Consider the following 15824-nt stretch of genomic DNA (forward strand, 5'->3'; position numbering starts at 1 on the left):
GCGTTGAAAAGAAGGCAAACCAAGGAGCTGTTATGAGTAACTTCAAAACTAAGCTGCGTCAGATCATGCAGAAAACTCGTGATGAATGGGCAATATTTGCAGTAAAAGAGATGGGAATTTCATCCGACACTGTCGCTAAATCTTATGGCTACAACTCGAGTTGTGATCTTGAGCAAACTCTTAAACAAGACGAAAAAGACACCGATTCGTACATTCGCTCGACACCTTGTGCGAGATCTCTCACAAGCGATGTAAGTAAAAAGACCATTTTTGACTAAGAACAAATCAACCAATAAACCTAACTAATTGAAAATTATTAATTATCCTTTTTTAAGCAATATTCGCTGCCAAAGTTTTTTTACCTAGCTGATTGAGAGTAATCAGCAAAACAACAATACTAAACATGTCGACAGGATGTTGGCGGGAACAGGAAAAAAGCCTAAAGGATTGGGTATCTTCAGGATGAAGATTTGGTAGCTTAGGATGAGTTATCAGCAAGGATGTAGTTAAGCTCTAGGATAGAGTTCGCCCGTCAGGATGATAGGCAAGAATGGACACCGCTAGGAAGGCGATGAACAAGGAACTCGGTTAAAGGACTTAGCCACAATCAAGGATAGATGCAGGGAGCACCTATTAGTAGCCGGATTGCTGCGAAAAAGAATAAGCCCCGTCTGGGAAACCAGGCGGGGTTTTATTTTGCCCGTCATTTATGCTCCTCTCTACGTTCGGTCTTGCATCATGCTATTATTTCAGCAATTTCTTTAGCAGATTCATTCTCTGATAGACGCTTTCTTTAATAAACATCGAGCAAACGACGCCCTATGCTGAATCCAGTTTGGTTACACACATTCAAAACACTAGTTGAAGTCGGTCACTTTACTCAGACGGCAGAAAAGCTTTATATGACTCAACCCGGTGTCAGCCAGCACATTAAAAAGCTGGAGCGAGCTTGTCAGCATCCATTGATTAAGCGCGAGAACAAAAGCTTTGAACTTACGGAGCAAGGGCGCATGGTGTATGCCTACGCGCTAGAACTTGAAGAAAAAGAAAAAAGCCTACTAGAAGATTTGAGCTTTGATGATCCACACGCTGGATACTGCAAACTCGCATGCTCTGGTGCGCTTGCCTTGATGCTGTTTGATCCTCTCCTTGAAAAACAGAAACAACATAAAGGCTTATCGATTCACCTAGAAGCTGCGCCCAACCAATCTATTCTTAATGGCGTTGCTGAGGGTCGAATTGATATGGGCATCGTAACCTACTCACCAAATAAAAGCGTGTTCCAAAGCGAACAAATTGGTCGAGAGACTTTATGTTTGATCTTACCTAAATCCTACCGAGGAAAAACGCTCACACCGGAGTTACTGAAAAGCTGTGGTGTGATTGGTCACCCAGATGCTGAACATTACATGACGCTATTTTTCGATCAATGCGCCGAACCCTTACTAAAAGAGATCAAAGTCAGCGACATGCCGTTATCCGGGTACGTCAACCAGTTAAGCCAGATCTTACTGCCAGTGAGTAAAGGACTCGGCTTTACCGTTTTACCGCGCAGTGCGGTGGAGAGCTTTGCATTAAGAGAAGAGTTATATGTCGCCGAATTAAAGCAACCGGTATATGAAGATTTATTTTTGGTTAGAAAACGCAGCCGCACATTGCCACTGCGCTACCAAACCATCAAGCAGGTCTTATTGAACGTGATCGGTACTGCTGTTCATCAATGATGTCAGCCATTCTTCACTAGTAATACGCTTATCTTGGCAATCCACCCAATATGGCTTGCCAGATAACCAACTCTTTGACGCCACCTCTTTTATAAACACATCCACAGAATCAACGTCATCTTTGGCATAATCCCATTTGTTGCGCATGTGTTCTGCCGCCTCGCGATTGGTATACGCCTTGCCGTTACGGATAAAGGTGCAAGAGGATTGCTCAACTCGTTTTATCAACGTCGAGATATCTTCCTCTACTTCTGCTAATGCAAAGGTAGGCAGAATACTTAATGTAAGTAGCAACGACCACTTTGCTTTCATCATAGCTTTATCCTTATCCCTGACCACGTAACTACTACCAAGTAACTACTAATAAGTGGCTTAACTATTCAACTGTTTGGCTGTTTAGCTCGGCAATTATTGCCACCACGCCTTAACTGGCTGAGGCTCAGCAAGCGCCAAACGTTGCCCAATCTCAGGGCTAACTAAAGTCACACCACGTTCTTCACTGATGTCTAACGCACGTTGCATTGGTTCATTCCAATCGTGCATTGACAAATCAAATGTACTGTTATGAATTGGCATCATCACTTTACCCTGCACATCAATGTGTGCCTGGACACTCTGCTCCGGGAACATGTGAATATCTGACCAAAGGTCATTGTATGCGCCCGTTTCAATCATTGTGAAATCGAATGGACCGTACCTTTCACCAATCTCTTTAAAGCCATTGAAGTAACCTGAATCACCGCTAAAGAACACTTTATTTTGCTGTGCGTTGATAACCCAACTGCCCCACAGCGTCGTATCGCGGTCTGTCAAACCTCGACCAGAGAAGTGCTGAGTCGGAGTCAGTGTATATTCAATACCGTCGACAGAATGTGACTCCCACCAATCTAGCTCGACCACTCTTTCCTTAGGCACGCCCCAGTTCACCAGTAATTGCCCCACTTTCAAAGGCACCAAGAAAGTTCCAACCTTGTCACCAAGCTCTTTAATCGAGGCTTTATCTAGATGGTCGTAATGGTCATGGCTGATCACCACGACATCGATACTTGGCAAATCTTGCAAAGTGATTGGTGTTTGGTGGAAACGCTTTGGTCCTGCCCATTGGACAGGAGATGCTCGGTCACTAAAGACAGGATCGGTCATCACCAACTTACCATCAAGCTTCATCAACACGCTCGAATGACCAAGACGGTATATGACGTCATCTTGTTCTTCTAGTAGTTGTGTCGCAGTCATCGCATGCACTGGAATTTCAATTGTTGGGGTTGGATTCGCACGCTCAGTTGTGAAATAAGCTTTCATGATACCGAACATATCGCCCAAACTGCTTTTGTATTCCAACTCGGTGTTTGCAAATTTGTCCGGGTATGTTGGCGCTTTTTCAGTATCAACATTAGAACAAGAAATCATTGATGTACCCATCGCGAACGCTCCTACTGTGGCTAGCAAAGTTTTTTTCATAAAAAGTAAACCCGAACAAAAGTAAACTACACGGTGCAGTTTACATTCAAATTATCAAAAGTAAACTACTTAGTGTAAAATAGATCCAGAAATGATCTTCCTAACTTAACAAGTTTATGAATGTAAAAAGAAAAAGTCGTAGCGAGACCAAAAGAGAAGCGATTCTCTGCGCGGCGAAACAAGCGTTTCAAGAATTTGGGGTGCAAAACACCAGCATGGATAAGCTGTCTTCAATCGCTCAAGTATCAAAGCGAACCGTCTATAATCACTTCCCTTCTAAAGAGGCGATCGTGACCGAGTTGCTGACGGAGCTTTGGCGCTCATCAATGATGGACAGCGATATTGAACGTTTACCCACACTGCCGCTGAAACAGCAATTGATTGAATTGCTCTACAGTGAGATCGTCGTCGTGACGGAACCTAACTATATTGAATTAGCAAAAGTCGCGTTTGGACACTTTTTGTTTAAGCCGGAAGATCTCAAAGAACAAGCTGAACGCATGTCAAAACAAGAAACCGCGTTACATCGTTGGCTCACCGAACATGCCCAAAACGGCGCGCTTAAGATCGAAGATGTGGATGTGGCAAGCATTCAGCTACATAACTTACTTAAAGGCAGTGCATTCTGGCCACAGTTAATGGGGATGCGTGCTTCTTTAACAGAGGAAGAGTCCAGAGCGCTAGCCACCCAAACGGCTGAACTCTTCTTAAGTCACTATAAAAACAACTAAAGTAAAGCGGTCAAATAGCCGCTTTTTTTAGTTTTCTCACATCGAAAAATGATGAATTTTTGACTCAATTTTCTTTTTCTCGCCCTTGACAGTCGCACACAGCAAGGCGCGAGAGTTCGATAAATTATTTTTGTCGTATCGACGATATTTTTTCGTTTTCATCTCATGAGAAAACGCCCTAAGGTGCGCACCTCTGACGACGTGGTTGTCCAACCACAATTCTAAATCGTTGAAGCGAGTGGATTCTGTCACATCAATTAAACCCACTCACTATACTCTATATTTATATTTTTAATTTGGTACTGACTTACTAAGGAATTGCCATGCGTATTGCTATTCTTTCTCGTAATGAGAATCTATATTCAACCATGCGCCTAAAGCAGGCGGGTGAAGAGCGCGGACATCAAGTTGATGTGATCGATACTCTGCACTGTTATATGGATATTACGAGTAACAACCCTAAGATTCGTTACATGGGTGAAGAATTGCCAAAGTATGACGCGGTTATTCCTCGCATTGGTGCATCTATCACTTTCTACGGAACTGCGGTTGTACGTCAGTTTGAAATGATGGGCACATTCTGTGTGAACGAGTCAGTAGCAATCAGCCGCTCTCGTGACAAGCTACGCTCTATGCAGTTGCTATCACGCAAAGGTATTGGTCTGCCTCGTACTGGTTTTGCTCACCACCCTGATAACATTCAAGACGTGATCAAAAACGTTGGTGGCGCACCATTGGTTATCAAGCTACTTGAAGGCACTCAAGGTATCGGTGTTGTACTTGCTGAAACAACGAAAGCGGCAGAAAGCGTTATCGAAGCATTCATGGGTCTAAAAGCGAACATCATGGTGCAAGAGTTCATTGAAGAAGCAAATGGTGCGGATATCCGCTGCTTCGTTGTAGGTAACAAGGTTATCGCAGCAATGAAACGTCAAGCAAAAGAAGGTGAGTTCCGCTCTAACCTTCACCGCGGAGGTTCTGCTCAGCTAGTGAAACTAACCAAAGAAGAGCGTGCAACCGCAATCAACGCAGCGAAAGTCATGGGTCTAAACCTATGTGGTGTTGATATTCTTCAATCGAAAAACGGTCCTGTTGTGATGGAAGTGAACTCTTCTCCAGGTCTTGAAGGTATCGAAACTGCAACAGATAAAGACGTTGCAGGTATGATCTTCGACTTCATCGAGAAGAACGCAAAACCAAACGCTAACCGTACTCGCGGTAAAGGCTGATAATTGTTTGAGTGGGAGCCTATAGACTAGGCTCTCTTTATCACTCATCGCTAGGATGACACTATGAATCAGAAAATGATCATTGGGAACGCCGAAGCAATTTGCTTACCTGAGTTAGGGATTACTCACCTTGAAGCGCGTATTGATACAGGCGCACAGACTTCTTCTCTGCACGTAGATAATCTAGAGTGCACTGAGCAAGACGGTCAGTCATACGTAGAATTCGATCTACACCCAGATGTTTACCACTTAGAACAAGTGGTTCGCTGTAAAGCTCCACTGAAGGCGAACCGCAAGGTGAAATCATCAAACGGAACGTTCGAACACCGCTGCGTGATCACAACGATGCTACGCATGGGCGACCAAGAGTGGCCTATCGACATCACGCTGACTAACCGTGAAAAGATGACCTACATGATGTTGCTAGGTCGTCAGGGTATGGCAGACAAAGTTCTGGTAGACCCGAGCCAATCTCACTTATTGGCTCCATAATCCCCGTAGCTTCAGATGAGCGAACTCCGTGGTCGCTCATCTGGCTCTTCTGTCCTTTTCGCCATTCTCCTCTTTCATATTCTTACTTCTCAGTACAGAGCGCATTAACCCTTTAAGTTTTATCTTCGTCACTCGCCAATGCGTAATGGGTCTAACCGGCGCGGTGTTGATGATGTGTTGATAAGCATCTTCATCAAACTCAACTTCACCACCATGTGCGGCCAATAAACAACTCGGGTTCATCTCAAAAACTCGCTTTAACGACCGACGATATTGGTTGGGATGAAAGATAGGAAACGGCGCAATCAAATGACTTTTTACCTGCACCATTAAATCCGCGACATAAAGCACATTCTGCTCAGCATGAAAAACCGATAAGTCTCTATCAGTATGTCCGGGGGTTTCCAATACTTGCCAATCAGAAAATCCAGGCACGGCGTCACCATCCACCAGCTCAATATCTGGTCTTAGTTTTCGCGAATACCATAGATTCCGCTTTGGTTTACGCATTCGATTCGCCATCCAACGCGCCAAAATCAAATCGGTCAAATGCATCAACCAACCATCAAAGCCGCCATACCAATGAGTGTCTCGTTTCGCAGCTAAGATCTGGCACCCCGTAAGATCTCGCAACTTGTGCGCAGCCCCCGCATGGTCAGGATGCATATGCGTGACCACCACCATTTTTAAGTCGGTGAACGAACGATTAAGCTGATGCTCAATAAAATCTTTGAGGTGTGGAATATCGGCTCGACTGGCGCCATCAAGCAACATTAACTTGTCTGGATACTCGGCGAGATACATGGTTTGGATGTATCCCTGAATTCTATGCAGCTGCAAAACATATCCTTGTTTTGTTGGGTCTTTATTCTTGTTTTTCTGCGACCAAATCCTTACTGGTCAGACCAACTATAACAGCAGAATGGACACTCTGTTAAATAAATGTTTACACCGCGACTCGACAACAGTTGTTAATCGAAAGAACAAATTTTAATCATTAGACTCTGATTGGGTTTTATCCGTTAATGCGCGCACACGGAGTTCGTGTCAGGGTATGAGGTTAGCGCCTCATGATTTGCTTTTTTGTATTTCCTCCTCCTATTTCAGCGAGGGTTTAAATACATTTTTGTGAGAATCGAGTTGGAAAAAGCAACTAAATTAGACCGCATCCGCGCGGACTACAACGTTCACTACTGGAGCCAAGGCTTCTACGGAATTGATGACCAAGGCGAGGTTTACGTATCTCCTCGTAGTGACCGTGCACACCAAATCCCTTTCAGTGCGATTGTAAAAGAGCTAGAAGCTAAGCAGTTGAACCTGCCTGTGCTAGTGCGCTTCCCGCAAATCGTGCACCAACGCGTGCATGGCATTTGCCAAGCTTTCAACCAAGCAATTGAAGAATACCAATATCCAAACAAATACCTGTTGGTGTACCCAATTAAAGTAAACCAACAGCGTGAAGTGGTTGATGAAATCTTAGCGAGCCAAGCGCAGCTAGAAAATAAACAGCTGGGTCTAGAGGCAGGCAGCAAGCCAGAACTATTGGCGGTACTGGCATTGGCTCAACAAGGCAGCTCCGTGATTGTGTGTAATGGCTACAAAGACCGTGAATATGTGCGTCTAGCACTGATCGGTGAAAAGCTAGGTCACAAAGTATTTATCGTACTAGAGAAGCTATCTGAGCTTGATCTAGTACTTGAAGAAGCGAAAAGCTTGGGTGTAACTCCACGTCTTGGCTTGCGTATCCGCCTTGCATCTCAAGGTGCAGGTAAGTGGCAAGCAAGCGGCGGTGAGAAATCGAAGTTCGGTCTATCGGCATCACAAGTATTGAGCGTGATTGATCGTCTAAAACACGAAGACAAGCTGGATACCATGCAATTGGTTCACTTTCACCTTGGCTCACAGATGGCTAACATCCGTGACGTACGCAATGGTGTGAATGAATCCGCACGTTTCTACTGTGAATTACGTGCCATGGGTGCAAACATTGATTACTTCGATGTTGGCGGCGGTTTAGCAGTAGACTACGACGGCACACGCAGCCAATCTTCGAACTCGATGAACTACGGTCTTGCAGAATATGCGCGTAACATCGTGAATACAGTCGGTGATGTCTGTCAGCACTACGACCAACCGATGCCAGTGATCATCTCTGAATCGGGTCGTTCTCTAACCGCTCATCACGCTGTGTTGATTTCTAACGTCATTGGTACTGAAACATACCAGCCGGAAGAAGTATTCGAACCTGCAGAAGATGCACCAATCTTGCTACAAAACATGTGGCGTAGTTGGGAAAACCTGCAGGATGGTACCGATGCACGTGCATTAATTGAAATTTACAATGATACCCAAAGCGATTTGGTCGAGGTTCACTCGCAATTCGCTACTGGCGTACTGAACCTTGAGCAACGTGCGTGGGCAGAACAACTGTCTCTGCGTATTTACTTCGAGCTAAGTCGTCAAATGAGTACCAAGAACCGTTTCCACCGTCCTATTTTGGATGAGTTGAGCGAACGTCTTGCGGACAAGTTCTTCGTGAACTTCTCTCTTTTCCAATCCCTACCAGACGCATGGGGTATTGATCAGGTATTCCCTGTTTTACCGCTTTCTGGTCTTGGGGATGTGGAAGAGCGTCGTGCGGTGATGTTGGACATCACTTGTGACTCCGATGGCGCGATTGATCACTATGTTGATGGTCAAGGCATTGAGAGCACGCTACCAGTACCAGCATGGAGCAACGACAAACCGTACCTAATGGGCTTCTTCCTAGTAGGCGCATACCAAGAGATCCTTGGTGACATGCACAACCTATTTGGTGATACCCACAGTGCAGTAGTCAATGTTGATGAAGACGGTCAATTCGAGATCAGCTACATCAACGAAGGTGATAGCGTAGAAGACATGATGCGCTACGTTCACATCGACGTAGATGCGATTCGTGACAATTACAAACAATTGGTTTCAGAACGAGTTGAAACCAATGAACAAGAACAAATCCTAGCTGAACTGGAACAAGGTTTGGCGGGCTACACCTATTTAGAGGACTTCTGATATGAATGATTTGTTTACGAAAACCGATTATTCGCTTTACTCCAACTCTATGTCGTTTCTACGTCGACCGTACATCAAAAATCCAGTATCGGCAGACGCAGACGTTGTGGTGCTAGGGGTTCCTCTGGACATGGCGACTTCTGGTCGTCCTGGTGCGCGTATGGGACCAGATGCGATCCGTCGTGCGTCAGTAAACCTTGCTTGGGAAGGCAAGAAGTTCCCTTGGGACTTCAACGTATTTGATAAATTGAAAGTGATCGACGCAGGTGACCTTGTATTCGATTGTGGTGACGCGGAAGATTTCACTTACCGTCTAGAAGCAGCAACAAGTGAGATTCTAAAGAGCGGTAAGACAATGCTAGGCTTGGGTGGTGACCACTTCATCACGCTACCGATCCTACGTGCTTACGCAAAACACCATGGTCAAATGGCATTGATTCACTTCGATGCGCACACTGACACTTACGCAAATGGCAGTTCTTACGACCACGGAACTATGTTCTACCATGCGCCAAAAGAAGGTCTGATTTCTGCGAAGAACTCAGTTCAAATTGGTATTCGTACTGAATATGACCAACAAGATCATGGCTTCAATGTCATCAACGCGATGCAAGCAAACGACATGTCGGTAGAAGAGATACTGGCAGAGATTCGCCGCACGGTTGCGGATAAGCCTGTGTATGTCACTTTTGACATCGACTGTCTGGATCCGGCGTTTGCACCGGGTACAGGTACACCAGTTTGTGGCGGCCTGAACTCAGATAAAATTCTGAAGATCATCCGTGGTTTCGCTGGCATGAACATCGTAGGTATGGACGTGGTGGAAGTCTCACCTCCATACGACCACAGTGATGTAACGGCCTTGGCTGGCGCGACTATCGCACTTGAGTTGCTTTACGCCTACGCTTCAGGTCGCGAATAACGAAAGTTGTTCTAAATGAGCGCAGTATTTCAAGGGGAGCTTCGGCTCCCTTTTTCGTTTTCATCACTCAACAAAAATAGATTAGATTTTCTAATCCAAATCATAGATTTTTATCTTGCTCAACTTCACACTTTTTGATTGCTAAGTCTGCACTCAAGCTCTAATATCTCGCGCCTAGATTCCCTAATTACTTTGTTTATTTGGCTCTCCTATATGGAGCGCTAAGGCTTTTTACGTCTTAAATTTCTGGAGAGATACGCAAATGTCCGCCTCGTTTCCATTAGCGAAACTTACCTTTTTAATCGCAATTCTGACTGCCGTAGGTCAAATGACTCAAACGATGTACGTGCCTTCTATCGGTCATATGGCGGGTGAGTTCTTGGTATCAGCGTCTTCACTTCAAGCTGTGATGGCGTGTTACCTGATCCCTTACGGTCTATCGCAGTTTGTATACGGCACGCTGTCCGATCGCCTTGGTCGTAAGCCAATCATCATTGCGGGTTTGATCATCTACATTCTTGGTACTTTGGTAGCGCTGTTTGCTCATGAGTACGAATGGTTTCTAGCAGGCAGCTTCATCCAAGGTTTGGGTATTGGCTGTGGCGGAGCTATGTCTCGTACACTGACTCGTGACTGCTTTGAGGGCGCTGAACTGCACCGCGCAAACAGCTTGATCAGTATGTGTGTGATTTTTTCGCCATTGATCGCACCAGTATTGGGCGGTTATCTAACCGAAGCATTCGGCTGGCGATCTAGCTACCTATTTCTTGCGTTATTCGGTATTGCCGTTGTGATCACCATGATGACAAGCATGATGGAAACCTTGCCTAAAGAGCGCCGCAAACATGAATCTGTTGCGAAGAGCTACAAGTTCGTACTATCAGACAAACGCTTCCAAGGCTTCTTATTGGTATTGGTTGCCACGTTTGCAGGCGTTGCAGTATTTGAAGCAGCAGCAGGTGTGTTGTTGGGTGGTGTACTTGGCTTGCCAGCAACCACGGTCAGCTTGCTATTTGTCTTGCCGATACCGGGTTACTTAGTCGGTGCTGGTCTATCGAGCTATATTGCACAACGCCGTTCTGAACGCCGTGCTTTGAATGTTGGTCTAGTGGCTATCTTAGTTGGCTCAGCAGTGGTATTGATTCCGGGTCTGTTTGGTCTAACAACGGCGTTGACTCTGATTGGCGGTGCAACCATTTACTTCTTGGGTGCAGGCATTTTGTTCCCAGCGGCAACTACCGGCGCACTTTCACCGTTCCCATACCACGCAGGTACTGGCGGTGCCATTTTGGGTGGTATGCAAAACCTAGGCGCAGGCATCGCAACGCTATTGGCTTCCTTCTTCCCAGCGCAAGACCAAATGCCACTTGGCTGCCTAATGATGACAATGTCGATCATCGCCATGCTTGGTCTACGTTGGGTTAATCGCAAGCACGACCATTCAAACGAAATGCCATTGGCAATTTAAAACCTGCCTCTCATCACCCAAAGGGGACATGCTGAAAAGTGTGTCCCTTTTTTGTTGCACGCATCTTGCCCTCCAGCTCTCATCCACCAGCATTTACATTTAACATCCCTGTAAATCTTTGCTAAAAAGAACAGTTGCTTACACACATTTATAGATTTGCCATTCAACATTCATTGGAAGAAACCTGTGCTTTAACTCTTAAATAAAAGAATGGCGATACAACAAGAGTAAGGTACACAATAAGGACACACAGATGCGTTTCACTTTAACTACGTTGGCCGTATCGGTCGCGCTTGTCGCCGGATGCAGCAATCAAGGAATACCAACCATGAACCATTACTCTCAATCTCAACTCGTTGCTCAACAAACTCAAGCACCTGTTGCTAAAAAAGTGCCACATGCAATGACGATTCATGGTGACACCCGAATCGATAACTACTATTGGATGCGCGATGATGAGCGCCAAGACCCAGAGATTTTGCAACATCTTGAGCAAGAAAATCAGTATGCAGAAACCGTTCTAAAACATACTGAAGCACTACAAGAGCAATTATTCGAAGAGATCAAAGGTCGTATTGCGAAAGACGATAACTCAGTACCGGTACGTCGAGGTAACTACTTCTATTCAAATGAAGTAACAGGCGATAACGAATACGAAGTGCACATGCGTGCGAAAGACTTTGTAGGCAAAGACAAGCAAGTCATCCTAGATGTAAATGAACTGGCGAAAGAGCACGAGTTCTTTAGCACTGGAGGCTTATATGTGAGCCCAAATGAGAACTTGCTGGCTTACGGTGAAGATACGTTAAGCCGTCGTGTTTATACCATCAAAATCAAAGATCTTAATACCGGCGAATATCTACAAGATGAAATTGAAGGTGCGTCGAGTGCTATCGCATGGCAAAACGACAACAAGGCTTTCTATTACATCAAGAAAGATCCACAAACACTGCTTGGTTATCAAGTATACCGCCACGTACTAGGCACCCCGCAAAAGAGCGATGAACTGATTTACGAAGAAACCGACAGTGCTTACTACACTTACTTGAGTAAAAGTAAAGATGACGAGCAAGTGTACATTTGGCACTCAAGCACCGAAACGAGTGGTGTATCAGTCATTGACGCCAACAATCCAAACGCAAAAGCTGAAGCTTTCTACCCACGAGAAACAGGCATTGAGTACAGCATCGCTAAATTAGGTGATTGGTACTACATCTACACAAACTATCAAGCAGTAAACTTCCGTTTAATGAAAGTCAAAGCAGAAGAGATGCATGATCGTTCTAAATGGGTCGACGTCGTCCCAGCAGACGACAATACTCAACTTGTCGATTTCGACTTATTTGATGACCACCTTGTGTACGAGCAACGTGCGAATGGTCTATCGACAGTTAAAATCCGCCAGCTATCAACGGGCAAAGAGTTCCCACTCGAATTTAACGACAGCGCGTTTGCTGCTTATCTAACAGGCAACTATGAACTCGATAATTCTAAAGTTCGTATCTACTACAGCAGCCTAACCACACCTGGCACTTACTATGATTTCGACCTGCATACGGGTGAATCTGAAATAATGAAGCAAACACCGGTGCTAGGCGATTTCGATGCGGATAACTATCAATCAGAGCGCATCATGGTAACCGCTCGTGATGGAAAGCAAGTGCCAGTATCATTGGTTTATCGCAAGGATCTGTTTAAGAAAGACGGGACCAATCCAATCTACCAGTACGGCTACGGCTCTTACGGATCAACAATTGAACCAACGTTCCGTTCAACCCGCCTCAGCTTACTTGACCGCGGATTCGTGTACGCTATCGCTCACATTCGCGGCTCAGAAATGCTTGGACGCCCTTGGTATGAAGATGGCAAAAAGCTCACTAAGCAAAATACCTTTAATGACTTTATTGACGTAACAAAAGGGCTTGTTGAAGAAGGTTACGGCGCGAAAGACAAAGTGTTTGCGGTTGGTGGCTCTGCCGGTGGTCTATTAATGGGCGCGATCATTAACCAAGCACCGGATCTCTACCGTGGTATTGGCGCGCACGTTCCCTTTGTTGATGTCGTAACGACCATGTTGGATGAATCGATTCCTCTAACGACCAACGAATACGATGAATGGGGTAATCCGAATGATAAAACGTACTACGACTACATGCTGAGCTACTCGCCGTACGACAATGTGAAGGCTCAGAATTACCCGAACATGCTAGTGACGACGGGTTTGCATGACTCACAAGTTCAATACTTTGAACCGATGAAGTGGGTAGCAAAACTCCGCGAGATGAAGACCGATGACAATGTCTTGCTATTCAAAACGGATATGGAAGCTGGTCACGGTGGTGCGTCAGGTCGATTCAAGCGATTAAAAGAAGACGCACTGGAGTACGCTTTCTTCCTTGATCTTTTAGAGACAAAGTAAACTTGGCGTCCTAAAAAGTGTTACACCCATTTTTATAACAGGGGTTATCCACTAAAAAATGCCCGCATTGTGCGGGCATTTTTGTTGACTCTCAGTCTATTTGAAGAAAAACGCCTATTCACAGCGAATAGGCGTCAACACAATAAATGTGTTTAGGCAGTAGAAACTGTCCTATTGATTAGAAGTAGTAACGAGCACCTAGAGTCCAAGCATCATCTTCAACTTTATTGATGTCATTACCTAGGTCAAACTGATAACCTGCGTAAGTGTAGAATGACGGTGTTACAGCATACTCTGCTTGAAGTGCTGATTGGCTAAATAACGTCTCGCTTGCCTTATCATCCTCAACCGCTTCGTAGTTTACGCTTAAAGTCCAGTTGTTAAATCCATATGCAAGTAAACCTTCTAACTGCACTGTCTCTTCTAACCCTTCATAGAAGTATTCATTCATACCGTATACGATTGCGGCATAAAGACCAGAGCCGTATTCGCCGTAGTTAGCAGCAATAATATGAGATATCGCGTCTTTAGTAGTTGAGCCGGAAGTTACATCACCGCCACTGTATACGTAACCCAGACCGAAGCCCGCAAACTGTGCGCTTAACGCAACTTGACCACGTGCATCATATACCGTTTTAGTTGTTTTTTCGTACACAGCACATTTTACAGTGCAGTTTTCATCAACCTTCTCTAAGCTTGTTTTCTTATCAGTTTGCTTACCTTGCCAACCAAGACCTAGGTTAAATACAAATCCTTCACTAAATTCAAAACTCTTGCGGTAGCTCAGCATTTTTTCTGCACGACCAGAACCTAGATTGTTATGGTTCTCGTATAAGAAATCATTCGCATAAGCAATTGGTAAATCTGCAACACCAGCAACGTCATAGTATGGAGACCATTGAGTACCACCAACAACGCGGCCAAACTGTTCATGTGAAGCACCAATGTATCCAAGACGCGTTGTAAATGAATTCTCACCACCGTTTAGGTAGTTAAGCTGCCATTCGCCTTTCGCATCAACGGTAATACCATTACCGATGTCTTTTTTACCAGCTAAATTAATACGTGGAGAGTTAGTACCTACATCTGTTTCACCTTCATCTGAACCATTCAAATTAATTGAAACGTGGCCGCCGATAGAAAGAGATGTGCCTTCGCTATTGTAAACTTCAACTGCGAAAGCCTGAGAACCACATGCTAGTGCCGCCACTGCAACGGCTAGAGTTTTCATTTTCATTTTTAACATCCATATAGTTGTTTATACCGGTTCGTTACGACAGCAAGACAAAAATTTTCAACACAACGAACACATACAACGTAGTAATGAAACATAAATGAAACAAATAAATTATATGCAACCAATCCAATTAATCGCTCAAAATTTGATCAAAACCACATAAAAAAAGGGAACTTTTCAGTCCCCTTCATAATTTTTGTGGTGTTTTTCGTGTTACAACTGCCAGCGCGCGAGTGGTTTCTCAGTTTTTATTCCTTTACTCCCCCAACGATCAATGACGTCAATTTGCAGTATGCGATCTGGTGAAATAATCGATTGTAGCTGTTTTGAGGGTCTTTTATCTGTAATTAGCCACAGAGTTTTATCTTCTTCAAACTGAGCTTTTAAAGACAGTTTCTCTGCTTCTGACCATTCCAGTTCAGGCTTGAATTGACGATCAACAACGAACAGTTGGTTTCCAGACGCAAAATCCTCTAATGATTCCCCTAGCAAGACCACTGAATCAATCTCTTTCGCAAAGATAACGTCCTGTTGTTGATTAATCAGCTCACGTACTTCTAACATCAACGCTTGCTGGTTCTTTTCTATTTGAGCTTGATATTGAGGATAAACCTTTTGTAGATCCTCACCCACGATCGCAGCCATTCGAATTAAGTTAGTAGGATTCATCCACGCATACTTAGATGTATCACCATTGTCTAACGTCAGTGCCGCAACGCCCGGTGCTCTTGGAGATATCGCCTGAGACGCGTCAATCTCAATCAAGCGAATGTTCCCCTGACGAGCATAAACAAAAGTTGGGTCTTGATGCCAAATAGCACCCAACGTAATCGCAACGGTCGCCTCCTGCCCGGCTTTAATGGCTTGTTGTTGACCTTTACTTGCAAACCAGTTCACCAAACGTTCAACGCCATATCGCTTAGGTGGCAAGTAACTGGTTTCAATGCCTGTGCCTTGCATCAGTTGCTCAGACAACATGTAAGTCACAGGCGTGCTGGTAATAATATCTTTGCCATAAGAGAACGGTGCAAATGTACTCGTCACAACCAAGCCCATTGTTATGATTTGTTTTTTCATCTTCATAATTGGT

The 15824-nt window shown here is 44.7% G+C and carries 14 protein-coding genes; 9 read left to right on the forward strand and 5 right to left on the reverse strand.

Translation table 11 applies throughout. From position 1 onward, the window contains the following. Positions 1-32: 32 nt before the first annotated feature. A complete protein-coding gene (locus tag QMY49_RS18065) occupies positions 33-278 on the forward strand; it encodes a hypothetical protein (protein WP_005453301.1) in 246 nt (81 codons plus the stop codon). 543 nt (positions 279-821) lie between these two features. Further along, entirely contained in the window at positions 822-1724 is a 903-nt protein-coding gene (locus tag QMY49_RS18070) for a LysR family transcriptional regulator (RefSeq protein WP_005453299.1), read from the forward strand. Here QMY49_RS18070 and QMY49_RS18075 read toward each other — a convergent pair. Together QMY49_RS18075 and QMY49_RS18080 are read right to left on the reverse strand one after the other, a co-directional pair. Continuing rightward, positions 1689-2036: a DUF5329 family protein gene (locus tag QMY49_RS18075; protein WP_283316814.1), complete on the reverse strand. Its 348-nt coding sequence runs from the start codon at positions 2034-2036 to the stop codon at positions 1689-1691. The two genes, QMY49_RS18070 and QMY49_RS18075, sit on opposite strands and share 36 nt — an antisense overlap. A gap of 96 nt (positions 2037-2132) precedes the next feature. After that, a complete protein-coding gene (locus tag QMY49_RS18080) occupies positions 2133-3146 on the reverse strand; it encodes an MBL fold metallo-hydrolase (protein ID WP_017188527.1) in 1014 nt (337 codons plus the stop codon). A gap of 155 nt (positions 3147-3301) precedes the next feature. Here QMY49_RS18080 and QMY49_RS18085 point away from each other — a divergent pair, with 155 nt between their 5' ends. The 3 genes from QMY49_RS18085 (at position 3302) to QMY49_RS18095 (ending at position 5637) form a co-directional block, all read left to right on the forward strand. After that, the gene (locus tag QMY49_RS18085; RefSeq protein ID WP_005453294.1) at positions 3302-3916 is read left to right on the forward strand and encodes a TetR/AcrR family transcriptional regulator; all 615 of its coding nucleotides are present in this window, start codon (positions 3302-3304) and stop codon (positions 3914-3916) included. A gap of 323 nt (positions 3917-4239) precedes the next feature. Continuing rightward, positions 4240-5145, forward strand: coding sequence for a 30S ribosomal protein S6--L-glutamate ligase (gene rimK, locus QMY49_RS18090; protein WP_005453290.1), 906 nt, complete (start codon positions 4240-4242; stop codon positions 5143-5145). Positions 5146-5208: 63 nt separating this feature from the next. After that, positions 5209-5637 (forward strand): ATP-dependent zinc protease family protein, encoded by a 429-nt coding sequence (locus QMY49_RS18095; protein WP_005432588.1) that lies wholly within the window; start codon positions 5209-5211, stop codon positions 5635-5637. 36 nt (positions 5638-5673) lie between these two features. On the opposite strand, the gene QMY49_RS18100 is transcribed toward QMY49_RS18095, so the two are convergent. Continuing rightward, a complete protein-coding gene (locus tag QMY49_RS18100) occupies positions 5674-6441 on the reverse strand; it encodes an MBL fold metallo-hydrolase (protein WP_047516367.1) in 768 nt (255 codons plus the stop codon). Between the two features lie 336 nt (positions 6442-6777). On the opposite strand from QMY49_RS18100, the gene speA reads away from it, so the two are divergent. From speA to QMY49_RS18120, 4 genes are all read left to right on the forward strand, one after another. After that, a complete protein-coding gene (gene speA, locus QMY49_RS18105) occupies positions 6778-8688 on the forward strand; it encodes an arginine decarboxylase (RefSeq protein ID WP_283315859.1) in 1911 nt (636 codons plus the stop codon). Between the two features lies 1 nt (position 8689). Continuing rightward, positions 8690-9610, forward strand: coding sequence for an agmatinase (gene speB, locus QMY49_RS18110; protein WP_005432598.1), 921 nt, complete (start codon positions 8690-8692; stop codon positions 9608-9610). A 262-nt stretch (positions 9611-9872) separates the two neighbouring features. Continuing rightward, positions 9873-11078, forward strand: a complete 1206-nt coding sequence (gene emrD, locus QMY49_RS18115; protein WP_050925678.1) for a multidrug efflux MFS transporter EmrD — start codon at positions 9873-9875, stop codon at positions 11076-11078. A 253-nt stretch (positions 11079-11331) separates the two neighbouring features. After that, complete coding sequence (locus tag QMY49_RS18120) at positions 11332-13497, forward strand: S9 family peptidase (RefSeq protein WP_283315863.1); 2166 nt, start codon at positions 11332-11334, stop codon at positions 13495-13497. Between the two features lie 178 nt (positions 13498-13675). On the opposite strand, the gene QMY49_RS18125 is transcribed toward QMY49_RS18120, so the two are convergent. Further along, a complete protein-coding gene (locus QMY49_RS18125) occupies positions 13676-14734 on the reverse strand; it encodes a porin (protein WP_283315866.1) in 1059 nt (352 codons plus the stop codon). 213 nt (positions 14735-14947) lie between these two features. Then, the gene (locus QMY49_RS18130) at positions 14948-15817 is read right to left on the reverse strand and encodes a metal ABC transporter solute-binding protein, Zn/Mn family (RefSeq protein WP_045487114.1); all 870 of its coding nucleotides are present in this window, start codon (positions 15815-15817) and stop codon (positions 14948-14950) included. Positions 15818-15824 lie beyond the last annotated feature (7 nt).

The organism is Vibrio harveyi, assembly GCF_030060435.1.
Lineage (GTDB): Bacteria > Pseudomonadota > Gammaproteobacteria > Enterobacterales > Vibrionaceae > Vibrio > Vibrio harveyi.